Origin of the sequence: Bradyrhizobium guangzhouense, assembly GCF_004114955.1 — a bacterium.
Taxonomy (GTDB): domain Bacteria; phylum Pseudomonadota; class Alphaproteobacteria; order Rhizobiales; family Xanthobacteraceae; genus Bradyrhizobium; species Bradyrhizobium guangzhouense.
Genome location: NZ_CP030053.1, coordinates 1,161,904 through 1,181,116 on the forward strand (window position 1 = coordinate 1,161,904; position 19,213 = coordinate 1,181,116).

A 19,213-nucleotide genomic window follows, 5' to 3' on the forward strand; every position below is an offset into this window, starting at 1 on the left:
CTGTCCGGCGCCGGAGGCCTTGCCGCTTGGACTGACCGGCGCAGCTTGATTCACGCCAGCGTGCTGATAGCCTGCGCCCATCGGTTGCAGCGGGCGTTCATATCCGGCCCGCGAAGCCTGTTGCGTGCTGCGCTTTTTTTAAGAACCCAGAAAAGCCATTCTCGAAAAAGTCGTTCTCGATGGCCGTCGTCAGGAAGTCGCTCTCCACCGAGATGTTGCCGAAGGAGCTGTCCGACCGGCAGCGCTTCATCCGTTTCGCCGAGCTGTTCGAGCATTTCTCCAACACCGGCGAGCTCGATCCGGCCTCCGACGTGCCGTTCCGCGCTGCGATGAACTCGATTCATATCGGCACCACCTTGCTCGGCCGCTGCAACGGCAGCTTCGTCACGGTGCGGCGGGAAAAGCGCCAGGTGATCGAGACCGGCGACGATCGCTTTTGCCTCGTGCGCAACACCGGAGACCGTCCCTCGCAGGTGATCCATCGCGGCCGCGAATTCACCATGCGGCCGGGATCGATGGTGCTGCTCAAGCTCGACGAGCCGTTTTTCGCCGCCGACGGCGCCAGCCAGAAGCGCTTCACCAATGTGCATCTGCCGGTCGATTCACTGCGCGCGATGGTCACCGACGTCGACGATCTCGTCGGCTGCGAGCTCGAGCCGGGCGGCGCGTTGTCGCTGGTGATGGACTACAGCGACCTGTTGCTGCGTCATCCCGCGGCCGCCGACGAGGCCGGCATGGCGATCGCGTCTCATCTGCTCGATCTCGCCGCGATCGGCCTCGGCGCCCGCAGCGACGTCGCGGCCGCCGCACGGCGCCGGGGCCTGCGCGCAGTGCGGCTCAAGGCCGTGCTGTCGATCCTGGATGTGCGATTCCACGAGCCGGATTTCTCCGCGCAGAAGCTCGCCAATGCGGCCGGTCTCTCCGAGCGCTATGTCAACGAGCTGCTGTTCGAGGCCGGCGCCAGCTTCACCACGCGCCTGACCGAATTGCGGTTGCGCAAGGCTGCAGATTTGCTCGCCCATCGCGAGGGGCGCATCAGCGACATCGCGTTTGCCTGCGGCTTCAACGACCTCTCTTATTTCAACCGCTGCTTTCGCCGCAGGTTCGGCCTGACGCCGACCGCGGCGCGGGGCAAGTGAGCGATCGCGCTTACAGCTGCTCCACCTTCGGCGGCGGATAGCGCCGCGCCAGCATCGACAGCGGCAGGCGCCGCTCGTCCGCCGGCAGCTCCAGCCAGGCCAGCACAAGCGGCCGCTTCCAGTCGCCAAGGCCAAAATCCATGTCGACCCATTTCTGCGGCTCCGGCCCCTCGAGCCCGCGGACCCAGACGAGATAGCGGGGCAGGTCGTTGGCATCCGTTGCGGTCGGGCGTCTCCTGGCCATCATTTGCTCGCTGCATCGACACGCGTTCAGCCCAGGATATAGGTATTGCAGCAGCGAAGTCGAACGCGTCGCTGGTGGGCTGGGGTCCGAAGGATATGAACCAAACTGTGACCGACAGCTGGGGTGATGCCTCCGAGGTGATGAAGCGGCTGACCGGCTCCTGGTCGTTCAATAGGCTCATCGAATGGCAAGGGAGCATGCAGGGCGTCGCAACCTTCACGCCCCTGGACGCGGGGAGCCTGGCCTATCGCGAACAGGGACGCCTAAGGCTCCTGAACGGCACCGAGTTCGAGGCCGGGCGCGACTACGTCTTCCGCACGCGCGTTCGCGGATTCGACGTGTTTTTCAGGGAGACCCCGCCAAGGCTATTTCATGCGATCGAACTCGTTGCATCCGACGGCGGTGATTTGACCGGAAGTGCAGGCCATCGCTGCAATCTCGACCATTATCAGTCGACCTACACCTTCCGCGGCGAGGGCGGCTTTGTCATTCGCCACGCCGTGTCAGGTCCGCGCAAGGACTACACGATGGTCACGACTTACGCGCGGGTGTGAGGAAGGCGAGGCTGTGGATCCAGTCCGCCTTCGCCAAGAGGCTTCGCCGGATACGCTTCGCCCTTCGGTCTTGCGCATGGCCGCGCCACGCGAAGCCCGAAGCGTGGTGCCCCTGGCCGGAATCGAACCAGCACTCCTTGCGGAACTCGATTTTGAGTCGAGCGCGTCTACCAGTTCCGCCACAGGGGCCCTCGGTCGGCCCCTCCGGAAGGAGAGCGTCGCGAAGCCGGCGGACTATAGCCATGGAAAACACCCGGTCAACCCGCGCCAAAGTGATCCCCGATGTTCTCGACAGGGGCCTGGGCCGGGGTTAGAGGCTAATAGCGTTTTCGAGCGAAGTGGATACCGGTTCGCGTGAAGAAAACGCGTCAAAATCTAGAACCACGCCCCTAGCCGGAGAGGCCGCCGTGACGACCCAGAGTGCCGCAATACAAGCGTTTCGCCCCGCTGCCGGCGGCCCCGCGCTGACCGCTTCGCTGGCCGTCACCCTGATCGCGGCCGCGACGATCGCGGGCGCCTGGTTCTTCCAGCTGGTGCTGGAGATCCTGCCCTGTCCGCTCTGCCTCGAGCAGCGCTATGCCTATTATCTCGCGATCCCGCTCGGGGCGCTCACCGCGCTGGCGGCACGGAGCGGCGCGCCGCGGCCGCTCCTGCTGGCGGGGCTCGCGATCCTCACCCTGGCGGCGCTCGCCAATGCCGGCCTCGGCACCTACCATTCGGGCGTCGAATGGGGGTTCTGGAAGGGACCGACCGACTGCTCCGGTCCGGTCGTCAATCTCGGCAGTGCCGGCGATCTGTTGTCGCGGCTCGACACCGTCAAGGTGGTGCGCTGCGACGAGGTGCAGTGGCGCTTCCTCGGCCTCTCGCTCGCCGGCTACAACGTGCTGATCTCGCTGCTGATGGCCGCGATCGCCGCCTGGGGTTTTGTGCGGAGCGCAAAGCGAGCCTGATTAGATCGCGCTCGCGCCTTCGTGCTGGAAGCCGAGATAGCTCGCCGCCACCCGCTCGTTCGCCGCGATGTCGCTGGCCTTGCCGCTCAGCACGAACTCGCCGAGCTCCATCACATAGGCATGGTCCGCGATCTTCAGCGCGGCCTGCGCATTCTGCTCGACCAGCAGCACGGAGACGCCGCTCGCCTTTAGCTCGGTCACGATGCGGAAGATGTCGGCGACGATGATCGGCGCGAGGCCGAGGCTCGGCTCGTCCAGCATCAACAGCTTCGGCTCGCCCATCAGCGCGCGCCCCATCGCCAGCATCTGCTGCTCGCCGCCTGAGAGTGTGCCGGCGAGCTGCTTGCGTCGTTCTTTAAGCCGCGGAAACAGCGTGTAGATCCGCTCGATCGAGGCCTTGGCCCGGCTCTTCTCGATGCGGAAGGCGCCAAGCTCGAGATTGTCCTCGACATTCATGGTGACGAACAATTCGCGGTGCTCCGGCACGAGGCCGAGGCCCATCGCGACGCGATCCTCGATGTCGAGCCGGGCGAGGTCCTGCCCTGCAAAGGCGACGCGGCCCTTCAGCGGCAAAATGCCCATGATGGCCGACAGCAGCGTGGTCTTGCCGGCGCCGTTGGCGCCGACGATGGTGACGATCTCGTTCTCGCCGACTTGAAGCGAGACCGAGCGCACGGCCTCGACCTTGCCATAGGCGACATGCGCGTCGGTGACTGACAACAGCGCGCTCATGCCGCCACTCCGAGATAGGCCTTGATCACTTCGGGATTGGTCTTGATCGTGGCGGGCGTGCCTTCGGCGATCTTGGTGCCGAAGTCGAGCACCACGATGCGGTCGGCGAGGTTCATCACGAAGCCCATGTCGTGCTCGACCAGAAGCACGGACATGCCGCCGTCGCGCAAGTCGCGCAGCAGCTTGGCGAGCTGCTGCTTCTCCATGTGGCGCAGGCCCGCGGCCGGCTCGTCGAGCAGCAGCAGCATCGGGTCGACGCACAACGCGCGCGCGATCTCGACGATGCGTTGCTGTCCCAGCGACAGGCTTCCCGCGAGCTGGTGCATCTGCTCGGCGAGGCCGACGCGCTCGATCTGGCGCGCGGCCTCCGCGAGCAGCTTTGCCTCGTCGGCGCGATCGAGCCGCAGCATCGATGAGAGAGGCCCCGAATGGCCGCGCAGATGCGCGCCGATCGCGACATTCTCCAGCACGGTCATATCGGGCACCAGCTTGACGTGCTGGAACGTCCTGCTGATGCCGAGCTTGACGATCTCCTGCGGCGGTGCGCGGTCGACCTTCCTGCCGAGCACCGAGATCGAGCCTGATGTCGCCGAGAGCACGCCGGTGATCAGGTTGAAGGTGGTGCTCTTGCCGGCGCCGTTCGGTCCGATCAGCGCGACGATCTCGCGGGCCTGGACGTCGAAGGAAACGTTGTTGACCGCGATGACACCGCCGAATTGCTTCCGCGCCTTTTCGACCTGGAGCAGCACGCCGGATTCGGCGGGCGTGCGGGTGCGTTGGTCCAGCTTCAGCGAAGTATCAAGCTTCCTGCCGCCGGCGCGTTCAGGCAGGAACGACATCAGCCAGGGCCAGACGCCGCCGGGCGCAAGCTGGAGCAGCGTCACCAGCATGATGCCGAACACGATGGTCTCGACCTGGCCGGAGCCGGGCAGGATCAGCGGCAGATAGCTCTGCAGCACCTCTTTCAGGATCACGACGATCGCCGCGCCCAGCACGCCGCCCCAGACATAGCCGGCGCCGCCGACCACCGCGATGAAGAGATATTCGATGCCGGCCTGCGCCCCGAACGGCGTCGGGTTCACCGCGCGCTGGAGATGGGCATAAAGCCAGCCGGAGAGGCCCGCGAGCACGGCGGCGTGGATGAACACCAAGAGCTTCGCCCGCGGGGTGTGCACGCCGAAAGCTTCGGCCGCGACATGGCCGCGGCGCAGCGCGCGGATGGCGCGACCGGTGCGGGAGTCCAGCAGGTTCATCGTCAGCAGCGCCGAGAGGATGACCGCGATCCAGATCGCGAAATAGATCGAGCCCGGTGAGAGCATCTTGAGCGAGCCGATCGATAGTGGCGGGATCGCCGAGATGCCGTCGTTGCGCCCCAGGACTTCCAGCTTGCTGAACAGGTAGAACAGGCCGAGACCCCAGGCCAGCGTGCCGAGCGGCAGATAATGGCCGGAGAGGCGGACCGTGACGAGGCCGAGCAGCACCGCCAGCAGGCCGCTGACCACGAGCGACAGCGGCAAGGTCAGCCAGGGCGACAGGCCATAGGCCGTCGTCAGCAGCGCCGTAGTGTAGGCGCCGAAGCCGACAAAGGCGGCCTGGCCGAACGACGTCAGGCCGCCGACGCCGGTGAGCAGCACGAGGCCCATGGCGACCAGCGCGGACAGGCCGATATTGTCGAGCAGCACGATCCAGAACGGTGGCATGCCCGGGATGAACGGGATCGCCGCCATGACACATGCGAAGACGAGAATGGGAAGCCGGCTCTGCATCTTCGCCTCAGTCCTTCTCTTCTTCGACGGCGGGCGCGGCGAGCGAGCGCAACAGCAGCACGGGGATCAGGAGCATGAACACGATCACCTCCTTGTAGTTGGAGGCATAGAAGGACGAGAACGCTTCGACGATGCCGACGAACAGGGCCGCGACCGCCGTAAGCGGATAGCTGACGAGGCCGCCGATGATCGCGGCGACGAAGCCCTTCAGACCGATCAGGAAGCCGGAGTCGTAATAGAGCGTCGTGATCGGCACGATCATGATGCCCGACAGCGCGCCGATGACGGAGGCCAGCAGGAAGGCGATCTGCCCCGACAGCGTGGTGCGGATGCCGGCGAGCCGGGCGCCCAGGCGGTTGACGGCGGTGGCGCGCAGCGCCTTGCCGTACAGCGTTAGCCCGAAGAACAGCCAGAGACCGACGATGAAGGCGATGGTGATGCCGTAGACCGTGAGGCTCTGGCCGGTGAAGCGCAGCGAGCCCGCGGTGAAGGCGCCTGACAGCACCGCGGGTCCGCGCTGCCCCTCGGCGCCGAAGAACAACAGGCCGAGGCCCTGAAGCGCCAGATGCGTGCCGACCGAGGCGATCAGCAGCACCAGCACCGAGGTGTGTGCCAGCGGCTGGAACGCGATGCGGTAGAGATAGAGGCCGATCATCGCGACGATCACCAGCGACAGCGCGATGCAGATCGCGACCGGCGGCTTCTGAGCAACAAAGTATATCGTCAGTGCCAGCACGATGGCCGGCAGCACCACATTGGCAAGGACGCTGCGCAGGATCAGCCGGCCATGCAGCGTCTTGCGGGCCACGAACAGGTCGAAGGCGCAGGCGGTGATGCCCATCGCCAGCGCGAGCTTGGCCGTGCCCGGCATCTGGCCCGAGGCCAGCGAGGCATAGGTGAGCGCGCCATAGGTGACGAATTCGCCCTGGGGGATGAGGATGACGCGGGTGACGGCGAACACCAGCACGAGCGCCAGGCCGAGCAGCGCGTAGATCGCGCCATTGGTGATGCCGTCCTGCAGCAGGAACAGCATGATGGTGGTGTTCAAGTCCGGACGCTCCCCCTTGATTAGGGACCGGTCTCCGCAATTGCGGTGGATGGTCCCCTCACAGCCATTGAAATACGCTGACGATATTTGATATGGTCCATAACAATTATCAAATATAACATCAAGGGTGGGCGAACGACCCGTCCCGAATTTAGCGGGATTACGAGCACGAGGCGATGACCGTTTCCAAAACCGCTGAAAAGTCCTCCGAAAAAGCTGGCGACGCGACCAGGGGCCGCAAGGATGCCGCCGAGGGCCTGCCGGAAGCCCTTCAGCTCGGCGAGCTCTCCGAGCAGCTCGGCTACGTGCTGAAACGGGCGCAGCTCAAGGTGTTCGAGAACTTCCTGCGCTGCATGGCCTCGCTCCAGCTGACGCCCGCGCAATTCTCGGTGCTGCTGCTGGTCGAGAAAAACCCCGGCCGTAACCAGACCGAGATCGCCTCCACTCTCGGCATCCTCCGGCCGAACTTCGTCGCCCTGCTCGACAATCTCGAGAGCCGCGACCTCTGCGCCCGGATCCGCTCCACCAACGACCGTCGCTCCCACATCCTGGTCCTGACCGACAAGGGCAAGGCCGTGCTTTCGAGGGCCAAGAAGCTCGTCGCCACCAAGCACGAGTCGCGGCTGAACGAGCTGCTCGGGCAGGCCAACCGCGAAGCGCTGATCGAGATGCTGTCGAAGATCGCGAACGAGTTCTGAGACGGGCAATCACTCCGGCTGCGCGCGAGCGTGACCCCGGAATCCGGCGCCGTATGGAGCGGTCGTCATGCCGGGGCTTGGCCAGGCTATGTCCCGGCATCCGCGTCGCTCCGCTCACTCCGCTATTCCGGGATCGCCTCAGGACCAGGCGTCCTGACGAGCCTGATGCGGGAATGCGATGGCGTGAGCTCCTGGGAGGTCGCCCGATTGATGCGCTGAAAATACAAAATGATGCTTGAAAAATCATTTTGTATCGATTAAGCTTGCTAAATCAATCACCGTAATTGCCACGGAGAGCCTGCCCCGTGATCACCGCCGCGCAGCTTCGAGCCGCCCGAGCCTTGCTCGGGATCGACCAGCGCGAGCTCGCGCAGCGCAGTTCGCTGTCGCTGCCGACGATCCAGCGCATGGAGGCCTCCGAAGGGGTGATCCGCGGCAACGTCGATTCCCTGATGAAGCTGGTTGAGGCGCTCTCGCTTGCCGGCATCGAGCTGATCGCCGAGGGATCGGCATCGAGCGCCGGGGGACGCGGTGTGCGGCTGAAGTCTCCACCTCCGAGCGCGGGCAGCCAATAGCGATGACGAAGCGCGCGCAGATCATGATCCGGGAGCGGCCATGATCGCGGTGGCGCTATGGTCAGTGGCGGCTCTGCTGGCGCTGGCGCCGGCTGCAATCGCGCTCTCGATGCGTCCGCGCGGCTCGGTCGTGCTCTATGGCGCCTGCCTCGTCATCACGGCTGCGCTCTGCGCCACTGCGCTCCTTCATTTGCTCGATCCCGCGCATCCCGTGTTGAGCGCGACGCTGCCGATCGGCCTGCCCTGGCTCGGTGCCCATGTCCGGCTCGATGCGCTGTCGGCCTTCTTCCTCTTCGTCATCAATCTCGGCGGCGCCGCCGCGAGCTTGTTCGCGCTCGGTTACGGCCGGCACGAGGACTCCCCCGGCCGCGTGCTGCCGTTTTATCCTGCCTATCTCGCAGCGATGAATGTCGTCGTACTGGCGAACGATGCCTTCAGCTTCCTGGTCGCCTGGGAATTCATGTCGCTGACGTCCTGGGCGATGGTGGTGTCGCATCACCGGGAGGCCGAGAATGTCCGCGCCGGCTACGTCTATCTTCTGATGGCGAGTTTCGGCACGCTGGCGCTGCTGCTTGCCTTCGGCCTGCTCGCGAGCGGCGCCGGTTACGATTTCGATGCGATCCGGGCCTCGCATCCTTCCGCTGCGCTGACCGGCATGGTGGTGATCCTCGTGCTGCTGGGCGCCGGCTCCAAGGCCGGCTTGGTGCCGCTGCACGCCTGGCTGCCGCTCGCCCATCCCGCTGCACCCAGCCATGTCTCCGGCCTCATGAGCGGCGTCATGACCAAGGTCGCCGTCTACGGCTTCGTGCGTATCGTGTTTGATCTTCTGCCGGAGCCGGTGTGGTGGTGGAGCATGGTGGTGCTGCTGGTCGGCGGCCCTACGGCGACGCTGGGCGTGCTCTATGCGCTGATGCAGCGCGATATCAAGCGCGTGCTCGCCTTTTCGACGATCGAGAACATCGGCATCATCTTCACCGGTCTCGGCCTGGCGCTGGCCTTCAAGGCGCAAGGGCTCGACTGGGTGGCGGCGCTGGCCTTCACGGCGGCGATGCTGCACGTCTTCAATCATGCGCTGTTCAAGAGCCTGCTGTTCTTTGGCGCCGGCGCCGTGCTGGGAGCAACCGGCGAGCGCGACATGGAGAAGCTCGGCGGGCTGATTCATCAAATGCCGAAGACGGCGTTCGCGGTGCTGGTCGGCTGCGTCGCGATCTCGGCGCTGCCGCCATTCAACGGCTTCGTTTCGGAATGGCTGACGTTCCAGGCGATCTTGCTCTCGCCGCAACTGCCTTCCTGGGGCCTCAAGCTGGCGATTCCTGCTGTCGGCGGCCTGCTGGCGCTCGCGGCCGCCTTGGCTGCGGCCTGTTTCGTCAAGCTCTATGGCATCAGCTTCCTCGGCCGGCCGCGTTCGGATGTCGCGGCGTCAGCGCAAGAGACCGACCGCTTCTCGCTGACCGCGATGCTGCTGCTCGCTGGCCTCTGCCTCATCGCCGGCATCCTGCCCGGGCTGCTCATCGATGCGCTGGCGCCGGTGAGCAAGGACATGGTCGGTAACGTCATGCCGCATCAGGTCGGATTGCAGTGGCTGACCATCGTGCCGATCGCGGAAAGCCGCAGCTCCTATAACGGCCTTCTGGTGTTCGTGTTCGCAGCACTCTGCGGCACGGCGGCGGCGTCGGCCATTCACCGTCTCGCCTCCGACCGCTTGCGCCGCGCACCGGCCTGGGATTGCGGCTATCCCGATCCGAACCCGGCGATCCAGTATTCCGCCTCCAGCTTCTCGCAGCCGATCCGCCGCGTGTTCGGCAGCATCATCTTTGCGGCGCGCGAGGTCGGCGAGATGCCGCCGCCGTCCTCGCCGCGCCCTGCGCGGCTCCAGGTCGAGCTGCACGATCTGATCTGGGATGCACTGTACGCGCCGATCGCGAAGGTCGTCGGCTTTGCGACGGACCGCATCAATATCCTCCAGTTTCTCACCATCCGCCGCTATTTGACGCTGGTCTTCGTGGCGCTGATCGTGCTGCTGCTGGTGGTGGCCCTATGAATGCGCTGCGCGACATCCTCTCCCAGGGCGCCCAGATGTTGCTGGTGCTGGGACTTGCGCCGCTGCTGACGGGGTTCGTGCGCAAGGTGAAGGCGCGGCTGCTGCGCCGGCGCGGGCCGCCGCTGCTCCAGCCCTATCGCGATCTCGTTCGCCTGATGCGCAAGGACGTCGTGCTCGCGGACAATGCATCCTGGCTGTTCCGTGTCATTCCCTATCTGATGTTCGCAGGAACCTGGGTCGCGGCCTCGTTGGTGCCGACCTTCGGCAACGGGCTCCTGTTCTCCTGGACCGCCGATCTCATCGCCATCATTGCGCTGCTCGGCAGCGCCCGCTTCTTCCAGGCGCTCGCCGGCATGGATGTCGGCACCGCCTTCGGCGGCATCGGCTCCAGCCGCGAGGTCATGATCGCCTCCCTGGCGGAGCCCGCGATGCTGATCACGGTGTTCTCGGTCGCGATGATCGCCGGCTCGACACAGCTCGCCACCGTGGCCGAGTTCATGGGCTCGGACGCCGTCGGCCTGCGCGTGTCGCTGGGCATGGCGTTCGTGGCATTGACCATCGTGGCGCTGGCGGAAAATGCCCGCATCCCCGTCGACAACCCCGCCACTCATCTCGAGCTCACCATGGTGCACGAGGCCATGGTGCTGGAATATTCGGGGCGGCACCTCGCGCTGATCGATCTGTCGTCGCAGCTCAAGCTCCTTCTCTATGTCTCGCTGATCGCCTGTGTGTTCCTGCCATGGGGGATGGCGCCTGCGGACGCGAGCGTTGGAAGGTTCCTCTTCGGCGCGCTGCTCTATCTCGGCAAGCTGACGGCCCTTGGCCTCTTGCTCGCCTTGTTCGAAACCGCAATCGCCAAGATGCGCGTGTTCCGGATTCCCGAGTTCCTGGGCGCGGCGCTGATGCTGGCATTGCTCGCCACCCTGTTGCGCTTCGTGTCGGGGAGTCTCTGACAGATGAGCAGCCTGCAATTCGACATCGCCCACCTGCTCGCCGGCTCTCTGGTGCTCGCGAGCTTCATGATGCTCTACCAGGTCCGGCTCTATGCGCTGCTCAACGTCTATGCGCTGCATGCCGGCGTGCTGGCGCTGTCGGTGGCCTGGCAGGCCTATGTGCAGCAGGCGCCGCACCTCTATCTCACGGCGCTGATCGCGCTGGTGTTCAAGGCCATCATCATTCCGGTGGCGCTGCACCGGATCATCAAGCGGCTCGGCATCCACCGTGAGATCGAGAACGTGATCGGGATCGGGCTGACCATGATGGCCGGCATCGGCCTCGTCGCGCTGTCGATGGTGGTGATGCTGCGGGTGACGCCGGGCGCCGATGCGCTCGCGCGCGAGGATCTTGCCTTCGCGCTGTCGGTGGTGCTGCTGGGGCTCCTGGTCATGGTGACGCGGCGCAATGCCGTGAGTCAGGTCGTCGGCTTCATGTCGCTGGAGAACGGGCTGGTGCTGGCGGCGACCGGCGCAAAGGGCATGCCGCTGGTGGTCGAGATCAGCGTCGCCTTCTCGGTGCTGATCGCCTTCATCGTGATCGGCATCTTCCTGTTCCGTATCCGCGAGCGCTTTGACAGCGTGGACGTGCAGGCGCTCGATCGTTTTCGTGGAGAGCGGCGATGAGCTTCGACGTCCTCAGCGCCATCCTTGTGATCCCGGCCGTCTCAGCCGCGTTGCTGGCGGTCTTGCCGGGTTACAGGCAAACGGCGAAGCTGAACGTGGTGGCGGCACTCGCGACCTTCCTGACCTCGCTTTCTCTGTTCGTGGTCGAGCCGGTGTCGGGGCAGTATCTGCTGGTGGACGACCTCAACAAGGTCTTCATCGTGTTGACCACCCTCGTCAGCTTCACCACATCGGTGTTCAGCGCGAGCTACATCCAGCACGAGATTGAGATCGGGCGCCTGACGCCGGCGTTCCTGCGCTTCTATCACGCAATGTATCAGACGCTGATGTTCGCGATGAACCTCGCGCTCGTCGCCAACAATATCGGCCTGATGTGGGTCGCGGTTGAAGTGGCGACGTTGACGACCGTGCTGATGGTCGGCATCTACCGCACCCACGAGGCGCTGGAAGCGGCCTGGAAATATTTCATCCTCGGCAGCGTCGGCATCGCGCTGGCGCTGTTCGGGACCATCCTGGTCTATATGGCGGCGCGCCCCGTGGTCGGCGAGGGGCTCGACGGCATGGTGTGGACGGTGCTGGTGAAGCACGCCGCACAGTTCGACCCGGCGCTGCTCAACGTCGCCTTCGTCTTCCTGCTGCTCGGCTACGGCACCAAGGTCGGCCTCGCGCCGCTGCATGCCTGGCTGCCCGACGCCCATGCGGAGGGCCCGACGCCGATCTCGGCGGTGCTCTCGGGCCTCCTGCTCAACGTCGCGCTCTACGCGCTGCTGCGTTTCAAGATGATGCTCGCGGTCAATCTCGCGGCCATCGCCCCGGGGCCGTTGATGGTGACGATGGGTCTGATCTCGGTGATTTTCGCGTCGCTGATGCTCTACCGCCGCCGCGACATCAAGCGCATGTTCGCCTACTCCTCGATCGAGCACATGGGCATCATCGTCTTCGCCTTCGGCATGGGCGGGCCGCTTGCGAATTTTGCCGGCCTCCTGCACATGACCATGCATTCGCTGACCAAATCGGCGATCTTCTTCGCCGTCGGCCACATCGCGCAGGTCAAGGGCACGCAGAAGATCGCCGACATCGGTGGATTGACGGTGACCAATCCCGTGCTCGGCTGGGGGCTGATGCTCGGCGTCGTCGCCATCGTCGGGTTGCCGCCGCTCGGCATCTTCATGAGCGAGTTCCTGGTGGTGAGCTCGACCTTCTCGCACGCGCCCTGGCTGACGGTCATCCTGGTGCTCGGCATCATCATCGCGCTCGGCGGCCTGCTGCTGCGCGTCGGCACCGTGATGTTCGGTGAACCCAAGGGACCTACCGCGCCGGCGGAGGCGTCCTATGTGCCGATGTTCGCGCATCTCGCTTTGGTGCTGATGGCCGGCATCTATCTGCCGCCGGGGCTGGTCGCCGGCTTCCAGAACGTCGCAAAGCTTCTGGGGTAGCGATGGGCATCCTCGACAGCATCCCCCATGTTCAAGCGGTGCCGTCGCACCGGCCCTGGCCACGCGCGGTGGTGACGGAGGCCGGCTGGCAGGCGGCGATCGATCGACTGGTCGAGGGAGGCCTCACACTGCTCGGCTTCTGGGGCGAGCCGGCTGCAGTGCATATGGCGATGCTCGATGGCGGCTCGGCCGAGATCGCGGTCGTCACCTACGAATGTACTTCAGGCACATTCCCGAGCGTCGCCAGCCGTCATCCGCCCGCGCTTCGGCTGGAACGGACCATCCATGATCTGTTCGGGCTTGTTCCTACTGCCGCCGATGATCTGCGACCAGATCTGCGACCATGGCTCGACCACGATGCCTGGGGCCAATCCTATCCGCTCGCCGGCCGCAACGCATCGCGCGACGTGCGGCCATATCAGTTCCTGCCGGCCGAGGGCGAGGCGCTGCACCAGGTCGCGGTCGGCCCCGTCCATGCCGGGATCATCGAGCCCGGCCATTTCCGCTTCACCGCCAATGGCGAGCATGTGGTGCGGCTGGAGCAGTGGCTGGGCTACACCCACAAGGGCATCGAGCAGCTGATGCAGGGCGCCGACCTCGCGACCGCGGCAAAGCTCGCCAATCGTACTTCCGGCGACAGCGCGGTGGCCTACGCCTTCGCCTTTGCCCGCGCGGCGGAAGCTGCGCTCGACATCCAGGTGCCGCGGCGCGCGAATTATTTGCGGGCGCTGATGGCGGAACTGGAGCGGCTCGCCAATCATTTCGGCGATATCGGCGCGATCTGCAATGACGCGTCTTTCGCGCTGATGCATGCCCAGACCGGCATCTTGCGCGAGCGCTGCCTGCGGACGGCGGACACGGCCTTCGGTCATCGCCTGATGATGGACGTCATCGTACCCGGCGGCGTGGCGCGCGAGGTCTCGCCGGACGGCATCACGGCGCTGCGAACGCTGCTTGCGGACATCGGCGAGGTCTTCCCGCGCCTGATCGAGCTCTACGACAACACCGCGTCCTTGCAGGACCGTACCGTCACCACGGGCATCGTGAAGGCGGACTATGCGCGGCAGTTCGGCGCCGGCGGCTATGTTGGCCGCGCCTCGGGCCGCGATTTCGACGCACGCCGCACGCTCGCTTATGCACCCTACGATCATCTGTCGTTCGAAGTGCCGGTGCTGGATACGGGCGATGTCAACGCGCGGGTCTGGATCCGAATCCGCGAGGTCGAGCAGAGCGTCGCATTGATCGCGCAGATCCTCGACCTGATGGAGCCCGGCGAGATCAGGATCGCACCGCCGGCGGGGCGCGGCGGATGCGAAGGTCTGGCACTGACGGAAGCGTTCCGCGGCGACGTTCTGGTGTGGCTGCGGCTCGATGGCGAGTTGCGCGTCGAGCGCTGCCACCTGCGCGATGCGTCGTGGTTCCAGTGGCCGCTGCTGGAAACCGCGATCGAGGGCAACATCATCGCCGACTTCCCGCTCTGCAATAAGTCGTTCAACTGTTCCTATTCGGGCGTGGACCTCTAAGCCATGCGCAAAACCCTGCTCGAAAGCCTCACCCACGGTTCGCTGACGGAGCCCGCGCCGCTGCCGGACGATTCGGCGCTGGCCGAGCTCGCCGCGAAAGTCGATCGCGCCGCCAAGGCCAGGCTTGGGCGTTCTCTTGCCATTCGCGAGGTCGATGCCGGGTCCTGCAACGGCTGCGAACTGGAGATCCACGCGCTGTCCAACGCCTTCTACGACGTCGAACGTTTCGGCCTGCGCTTCGTCGCCTCGCCACGTCATGCCGACGTGCTGCTGGTCACGGGCCCCGTGACGAAAAACATGCGACAGGCGCTGGAGCGGACCTACAACGCGACGCCGGATCCAAAATGGGTCGTCGCGGTCGGCGGCTGCGCGATCGACGGCGGGATTTTCAGAGGCAGCTACGCCTGCGTCGGCGGCGTATCCGAGACCATTCCGGTGGATCTGCACATCAAGGGCTGCCCGCCGTCGCCGACGGACCTGTTGAAGGGCCTGCTCGCGCTGCTGGAGCACGTCAGCGGCAAGCGGTAAGCCCAGCCGCGGCGGCGTCGAACGGGACGGGCCTAATCCACCAGTATCACCCTGACATCGTTGACGTTGGTCAACGTCGGCCCCGGCTGCAGCAGATCGCCCGTTGCCTCGAAGAACGTCGTGGCGTCGTTGTTGTCCAGATACGCCTGCGGCTGAAGGCCCAGCGCCTTCATTCTGGCAAACGTCGCCGCATCGATCAGTGCGCCGGCGGGATCGGTGGGATGGCCGGCGCCGCCGTCGGCGCCGTCGGTGTCGCCGGCAAGCGCCGCGATGTCGGGCGTGTCCTTCAAGAGGGAGGCCAGCGCCAGCGCATATTCCTGGTTGGGCCCGCCGCGCCCATTGCCGCGCACGGTGACCGTGAGCTCGCCGCCGGAGAGGATGGCGACGCGCTTGCCTTGCGCGCGGGCGGCAAGCGCCAGCCTGGCGTGATCGGCCGCGACCTCGCGCGCTTCGCCCTCGAGATCGGCGCCGAGGTCGATGGTCTCATAGCCGGCGTCTTTTGCCAGCTTCACCGCGGCATCCAGCGATTGCTTGGGACGTGCGATCAGCTCGAACGTTGCGCGCGCAAACGCGGCATCGCCGGGCTTGCAGCTTTCATTGGCGGGATTGTCGAGCGCGTGGGCCACGGCATCGTCGATGGCGAGCTTGTACTTGGCGACGATCGCGCGCGCATCCGCAAGCGTGGTCGGGTCGGGCACGGTCGGGCCCGAGGCGATCGCGGAGGGATCGTCGTGGGGCACGTCGGAGATCGCGAGCGTCACGATTCCCGCGGCGTTCTGGCCGGCGCGTGCGAGACGTCCGCCCTTGATGCGCGACAGATGCTTGCGCACGACGTTCATCTCGCCGATCGGCGCGCCGGAGCGCAGCAGCGCCTTGTTGACCGCCTGTTTCTGCGCAAAGCTGATGCCATCCACCGGCGCGATCCAGTTCGCCGAGCCGCCGCCGGTGAGCAGCACCAGCAGCAGATCGTCGGGTCCGGCCTCGCCCGCGAGCGCGAGCGTGTCGGCTGCGCCTTTCAGGCCGGCCTCGTCGGGCACGGGATGGCCGGCCTCGACCACACGGATGCGGCGCGTCGGCACGCCGTAGCCGTGGCGCGTCGTGGCGATGCCGACGAGGCTGTCAGGCGCGAGCCCCAGCGTGTCGAGATAGTGCCGCTCCGCAGCCGCAGCCATCGCGGCGGCGCCTTTGCCGGCGGCCAGGCAGATCACGCGCCCTTTCGGCGCGGGACGCAAGTGAGGCGCCAGGATCGTGCTCGGATGGGCGGCGGCAACGGCGGCATCGTAGAGCGCGCGGAGCAGGGGACGTCGGTCGGTCATGACGATGGCCTTGGGCAAACTCTTGAGCAGACTAAAGCTGTGGCATGGACGTCGCCATGTCCAAGCCCATGTCCATGCCTAGCGCATCGGACGCAAAAGGGTAAGCAGCCTTTACCATCATTCGATTGTGCAATCGCGTGATGACGTCAGGCGCAGCGAAAAGCCCCCTGCGATCGCCTCGCAGGGGGCCTCGGTCGCGCCGCAAACTGTATGGGTATTAGCCGCCGGCGTCGGCGCTGATCACGTCGCCGAACAGTTCCCAGCGCTCGCCCTTGAACTTCTCGAGCTGGAGCTGGCTGATCGGCGCGAAGTCGTTCGGGCCGGTGTTGATCTTGATGCCGGGCAGCAGCGCCTCGGTGCGATAGTCCTTCATGCTGGCTGCCTGCTTCATGATGTTCTCGCGGGTGAGGTCATCGCCGCAATTCTTCAGCACGTGGACCAGCGTCTGCGCCACCGCGAAGCCGACGATGGTGCCCTTGTCGAGCTTGTCGCCGTCCGGGAAGTATTTGTCCATGAAGGCCAAGAACTCCTTCATGCCGGCATCGTTTTTCCATTCCGGATCGGACACGTCCTTGAGATAGTCGGCCGAGATGATGTCCTGGCCGTTCTCAAAGCCGGCGGGCTTCATCACGCTGCCGACGGAGGCGGAGACGTTGTTGAGGAAGTGCAGCGGCTTCCAGCCGATCTCGGCATTCTTCTTGATCGCCTGCGCGGCGAATTTCGGCGTCGTGATGTTCATGAACACGTCGGCACCGGTCGACTTCAGCCTGACGATGTGGCTGTCGATCGTCGGCTCGGAGGTCTCGTAGCTTTCCTCGGCAACGATCATCGAGGACGCCTTGGCGCCGAGGCCGTCCTTGAGGCCCTTCAGATAGTCCTTGCCGTAATCGTCGTTCTGGTAGAGCACCGCGATCTTGGCGTCCGGCTTGTTCTTGAGCAGCCACTTTGCGTAGATCTGCGTCTCGCTCTGATAGTTGGGCTGCCAGCCCATGGTCCAGGGGAAGTTCTGCGGGTCGTTCCATTTGGTGGCGCCCGTGGCGACGAACAGCTGCGGCACCTTCTTGGTGTTCATGTATTTGTGGATCGCCGAGTTCGGCGGCGTGCCGAGCGAGTTGAAGATGAACAGCACCTCGTCGCTCTCGACCAGCTTGCGCGCCTGCTCCACCGTCTTCGGCGGCGAATAGGCATCGTCGTAAGAGATGAAGTTGATCTTGCGGCCGTTGATGCCGCCTTCGTCGTTGATCTTCTTGAAATAGGCGGCTTCTGTCCGCCCGATGATGCCATAAGCGGAAGCCGGTCCGCTGTAGGGCATGATGTTGCCGACCTTGATCTCGGTGTCGGTCGCGCCGGTATCGTATTTCTTCTGGGCCGATGCGATGGAGGTCGTGGCCGCGAACAGCGCGAGCGCAAGGGACGCAGCCGCAAATTTGCCGGTGACAGCAGGCATTCCAATCTCCCTGATTTTTTCTTGGTGTGTGCGCTCCTTTTCTTGGCTCGATTGTTCTTGGGCTGCGCGGATGCAATTCAATACGATTTGGCTGATGGCTTCAAGAAAAAGCCCCTGCGACCAAGTCGCAGGGGCTGCTCCTTTAGTAGTCAGGTTCGGCCGTCTCACGCCGGTAGCCGGCGCCTCCTCCCATTGCGGAGGCGCAGCCTGCCGTTAACCACTGACGTCGCCGCTGATCACGTCACCGAACAGCTCCCAGGTGTCTCCCTTGAACCGCATGAGTTGCAGCTGCGAAATGGGGGCAAAATCGGTCGGGCTGGTGTTGATCTGGACGCCCGGCAACAGGCCGCCGACCGTGGCATTCTTGATGTTGGCCGCCTGCTTCATGATGTTCGCGCGCGTCAGGTCGTCGCCGCATTGCTTGAGCACCTGGACCAGGCTCTGGGACACTGCGTAGCCGTACATGACGTTGGCGTCGGTGCGATTGGCCTCGGGGTAGTACTTGTCCAGGAACGCGTTCCAGGCCTTCAGGTCGTCGGTGTTCTTCCATTGCGGGTCGGTCGGGTCCTTGATGTAGGCCGACGAGATGATGCCCTGCGAGGCCTCCATCCCGGCCGGCTTGATCGTGGCGCCGATCGAGGAAGACACGTTGTTGAGGAAGTGGGTCGGTTTCCATTCGATCTCGGCGATCTTCTTGATGGCCTGGGCCGCGAACTTCGGAATCGACGCGTCGAAGAACACGTCGGCGCCGGAGGCCTTCAGCTTGAGGATGTGTGAATCGATGGTCGGCTCGGTCGTCTCGTAGCTCTCCTCCGCGACGATCATCGAGGCGGCCTTGGCGCCAAGCCCGTCCTTCAGGCCCTTGACGTAGTCCTTGCCGTAATCGTCGTTCTGATAGAGCACCGCGATCTTGGCGTTGGGCATGTTCTGCAGGATGTACTTCGCGTAGATGTGCGCTTCGCTCTGGTAGTTGGGCTGCCAGCCTATGGTCCACGGGAATTCCTTGGGGTCGTTCCACTTGGTGGCGCCGGTGGCCACGAAGAGCTGTGGCACCTTCTTCGTGTTCATGTATTTGTGGATCGCCGAGTTCGGCGGCGTGCCGAGCGAGTTGAAGATGAACAGGACCTCGTCGCTCTCGACCAGCTTGCGGGCCTGCTCGACCGTCTTCGGCGGCGAGTAGCCGTCGTCATACGAGATGAAATTGATCTTGCGGCCGTTGATGCCGCCTTCGGCGTTGATCTTGTCGAAGTAGGCGGCTTCCGTCTTGCCGATCACGCTGTAGGAGGACGCGGGCCCGCTGTAGGGCATGATGTTGCCGATCTTGATCTCGGTATCGGTCGCGCCGGTGTCGTATTTCTTCTGGGCGAGTGCCGCCGTAGACAGCGTCACGGCGAGTACCAGGGCAGCCGAAAACGCTCCCCTCCGCATGCGGATGGAATCCATGTGCTGATCTCCTTGGATCCGTTGAATGTGTCGCTGCTTGCTGATCGGGAGCTCTTTGTCGGCTCCGGGCAACATTCAATGCCCTTCCCTCATCGCCAGCAAGCGACGGATTCGTGAGAAGGCAGCACCGAGGATTTATCTTTAGTCGAATGGT

The 19,213-nt window shown here is 64.9% G+C and carries 18 protein-coding genes and 1 tRNA gene; 11 read left to right on the forward strand and 8 right to left on the reverse strand.

What is annotated here, in order from left to right; translation table 11 throughout:
• The first annotated feature begins 179 nt into the window (after nt 1-179).
• Nucleotides 180-1,139: an AraC family transcriptional regulator gene (locus XH91_RS05720; protein WP_128949673.1), complete on the forward strand. Its 960-nt coding sequence runs from the start codon at nt 180-182 to the stop codon at nt 1,137-1,139.
• 10 nt (nt 1,140-1,149) lie between these two features.
• Here the strand turns inward: XH91_RS05720 and XH91_RS05725 are convergent, their stop codons facing one another.
• Nucleotides 1,150-1,383, reverse strand: coding sequence for a hypothetical protein (locus tag XH91_RS05725; RefSeq protein WP_128949674.1), 234 nt, complete (start codon nt 1,381-1,383; stop codon nt 1,150-1,152).
• Between the two features lie 95 nt (nt 1,384-1,478).
• Between XH91_RS05725 and XH91_RS05730 the strand changes: the two genes are divergently transcribed.
• Nucleotides 1,479-1,937, forward strand: coding sequence for a DUF6314 family protein (locus XH91_RS05730; RefSeq protein WP_128949675.1), 459 nt, complete (start codon nt 1,479-1,481; stop codon nt 1,935-1,937).
• A 104-nt stretch (nt 1,938-2,041) separates the two neighbouring features.
• Here the strand turns inward: XH91_RS05730 and XH91_RS05735 are convergent.
• Nucleotides 2,042-2,126, reverse strand: a tRNA-Leu gene (locus XH91_RS05735).
• 218 nt (nt 2,127-2,344) lie between these two features.
• On the opposite strand from XH91_RS05735, the gene XH91_RS05740 reads away from it, so the two are divergent.
• A complete protein-coding gene (locus tag XH91_RS05740; protein WP_128949676.1) occupies nt 2,345-2,887 on the forward strand; it encodes a disulfide bond formation protein B in 543 nt (180 codons plus the stop codon).
• Here the strand turns inward: XH91_RS05740 and XH91_RS05745 are convergent, their stop codons facing one another.
• The 3 genes from XH91_RS05745 to XH91_RS05755 are packed head-to-tail and all read right to left on the reverse strand — an operon-like array spanning nt 2,888 to nt 6,433.
• A complete protein-coding gene (locus tag XH91_RS05745) occupies nt 2,888-3,619 on the reverse strand; it encodes an ABC transporter ATP-binding protein (protein WP_128949677.1) in 732 nt (243 codons plus the stop codon).
• The gene (locus XH91_RS05750; protein ID WP_128949678.1) at nt 3,616-5,385 is read right to left on the reverse strand and encodes a branched-chain amino acid ABC transporter ATP-binding protein/permease; all 1,770 of its coding nucleotides are present in this window, start codon (nt 5,383-5,385) and stop codon (nt 3,616-3,618) included. Before XH91_RS05750 ends, XH91_RS05745 begins: the two co-directional genes overlap by 4 nt.
• A 7-nt stretch (nt 5,386-5,392) precedes the next feature.
• Nucleotides 5,393-6,433 (reverse strand): branched-chain amino acid ABC transporter permease, encoded by a 1,041-nt coding sequence (locus XH91_RS05755; protein ID WP_164933624.1) that lies wholly within the window; start codon nt 6,431-6,433, stop codon nt 5,393-5,395.
• 176 nt (nt 6,434-6,609) lie between these two features.
• Between XH91_RS05755 and XH91_RS05760 the strand changes: the two genes are divergently transcribed.
• The 8 genes from XH91_RS05760 (at nt 6,610) to XH91_RS05795 (ending at nt 14,853) form a co-directional block, all read left to right on the forward strand.
• Nucleotides 6,610-7,131 (forward strand): MarR family winged helix-turn-helix transcriptional regulator, encoded by a 522-nt coding sequence (locus XH91_RS05760; protein ID WP_128949679.1) that lies wholly within the window; start codon nt 6,610-6,612, stop codon nt 7,129-7,131.
• A gap of 305 nt (nt 7,132-7,436) precedes the next feature.
• Nucleotides 7,437-7,706, forward strand: a complete 270-nt coding sequence (locus tag XH91_RS05765; protein ID WP_128949680.1) for a helix-turn-helix domain-containing protein — start codon at nt 7,437-7,439, stop codon at nt 7,704-7,706.
• 40 nt (nt 7,707-7,746) lie between these two features.
• A complete protein-coding gene (gene hyfB, locus XH91_RS05770) occupies nt 7,747-9,747 on the forward strand; it encodes a hydrogenase 4 subunit B (RefSeq protein ID WP_128949681.1) in 2,001 nt (666 codons plus the stop codon).
• On the forward strand, nt 9,744-10,700 hold the full coding sequence (locus XH91_RS05775; protein ID WP_128949682.1) for a respiratory chain complex I subunit 1 family protein: 957 nt from the start codon (nt 9,744-9,746) through the stop codon (nt 10,698-10,700). Before hyfB ends, XH91_RS05775 begins: the two co-directional genes overlap by 4 nt.
• Before the next feature lie 3 nt (nt 10,701-10,703).
• Entirely contained in the window at nt 10,704-11,366 is a 663-nt protein-coding gene (locus XH91_RS05780) for a hydrogenase-4 component E (RefSeq protein ID WP_128949683.1), read from the forward strand.
• Complete coding sequence (locus XH91_RS05785) at nt 11,363-12,802, forward strand: hydrogenase 4 subunit F (RefSeq protein ID WP_128949684.1); 1,440 nt, start codon at nt 11,363-11,365, stop codon at nt 12,800-12,802. The genes XH91_RS05780 and XH91_RS05785 overlap by 4 nt, the downstream gene beginning before the upstream one ends.
• A 2-nt stretch (nt 12,803-12,804) precedes the next feature.
• Complete coding sequence (locus XH91_RS05790; RefSeq protein WP_128949685.1) at nt 12,805-14,325, forward strand: hydrogenase large subunit; 1,521 nt, start codon at nt 12,805-12,807, stop codon at nt 14,323-14,325.
• Between the two features lie 3 nt (nt 14,326-14,328).
• Nucleotides 14,329-14,853, forward strand: a complete 525-nt coding sequence (locus XH91_RS05795; RefSeq protein ID WP_128949686.1) for an NADH-quinone oxidoreductase subunit B family protein — start codon at nt 14,329-14,331, stop codon at nt 14,851-14,853.
• Nucleotides 14,854-14,885: 32 nt separating this feature from the next.
• Here XH91_RS05795 and XH91_RS05800 read toward each other — a convergent pair whose 3' ends face one another.
• From XH91_RS05800 to XH91_RS05810, 3 genes are all read right to left on the reverse strand, one after another.
• The gene (locus XH91_RS05800; protein ID WP_128949687.1) at nt 14,886-16,169 is read right to left on the reverse strand and encodes a glycerate kinase type-2 family protein; all 1,284 of its coding nucleotides are present in this window, start codon (nt 16,167-16,169) and stop codon (nt 14,886-14,888) included.
• A 217-nt stretch (nt 16,170-16,386) separates the two neighbouring features.
• Entirely contained in the window at nt 16,387-17,616 is a 1,230-nt protein-coding gene (locus XH91_RS05805; RefSeq protein WP_128949688.1) for an ABC transporter substrate-binding protein, read from the reverse strand.
• Nucleotides 17,617-17,829: 213 nt separating this feature from the next.
• Nucleotides 17,830-19,059, reverse strand: coding sequence for an ABC transporter substrate-binding protein (locus XH91_RS05810; protein ID WP_128949689.1), 1,230 nt, complete (start codon nt 19,057-19,059; stop codon nt 17,830-17,832).
• Nucleotides 19,060-19,213 lie beyond the last annotated feature (154 nt).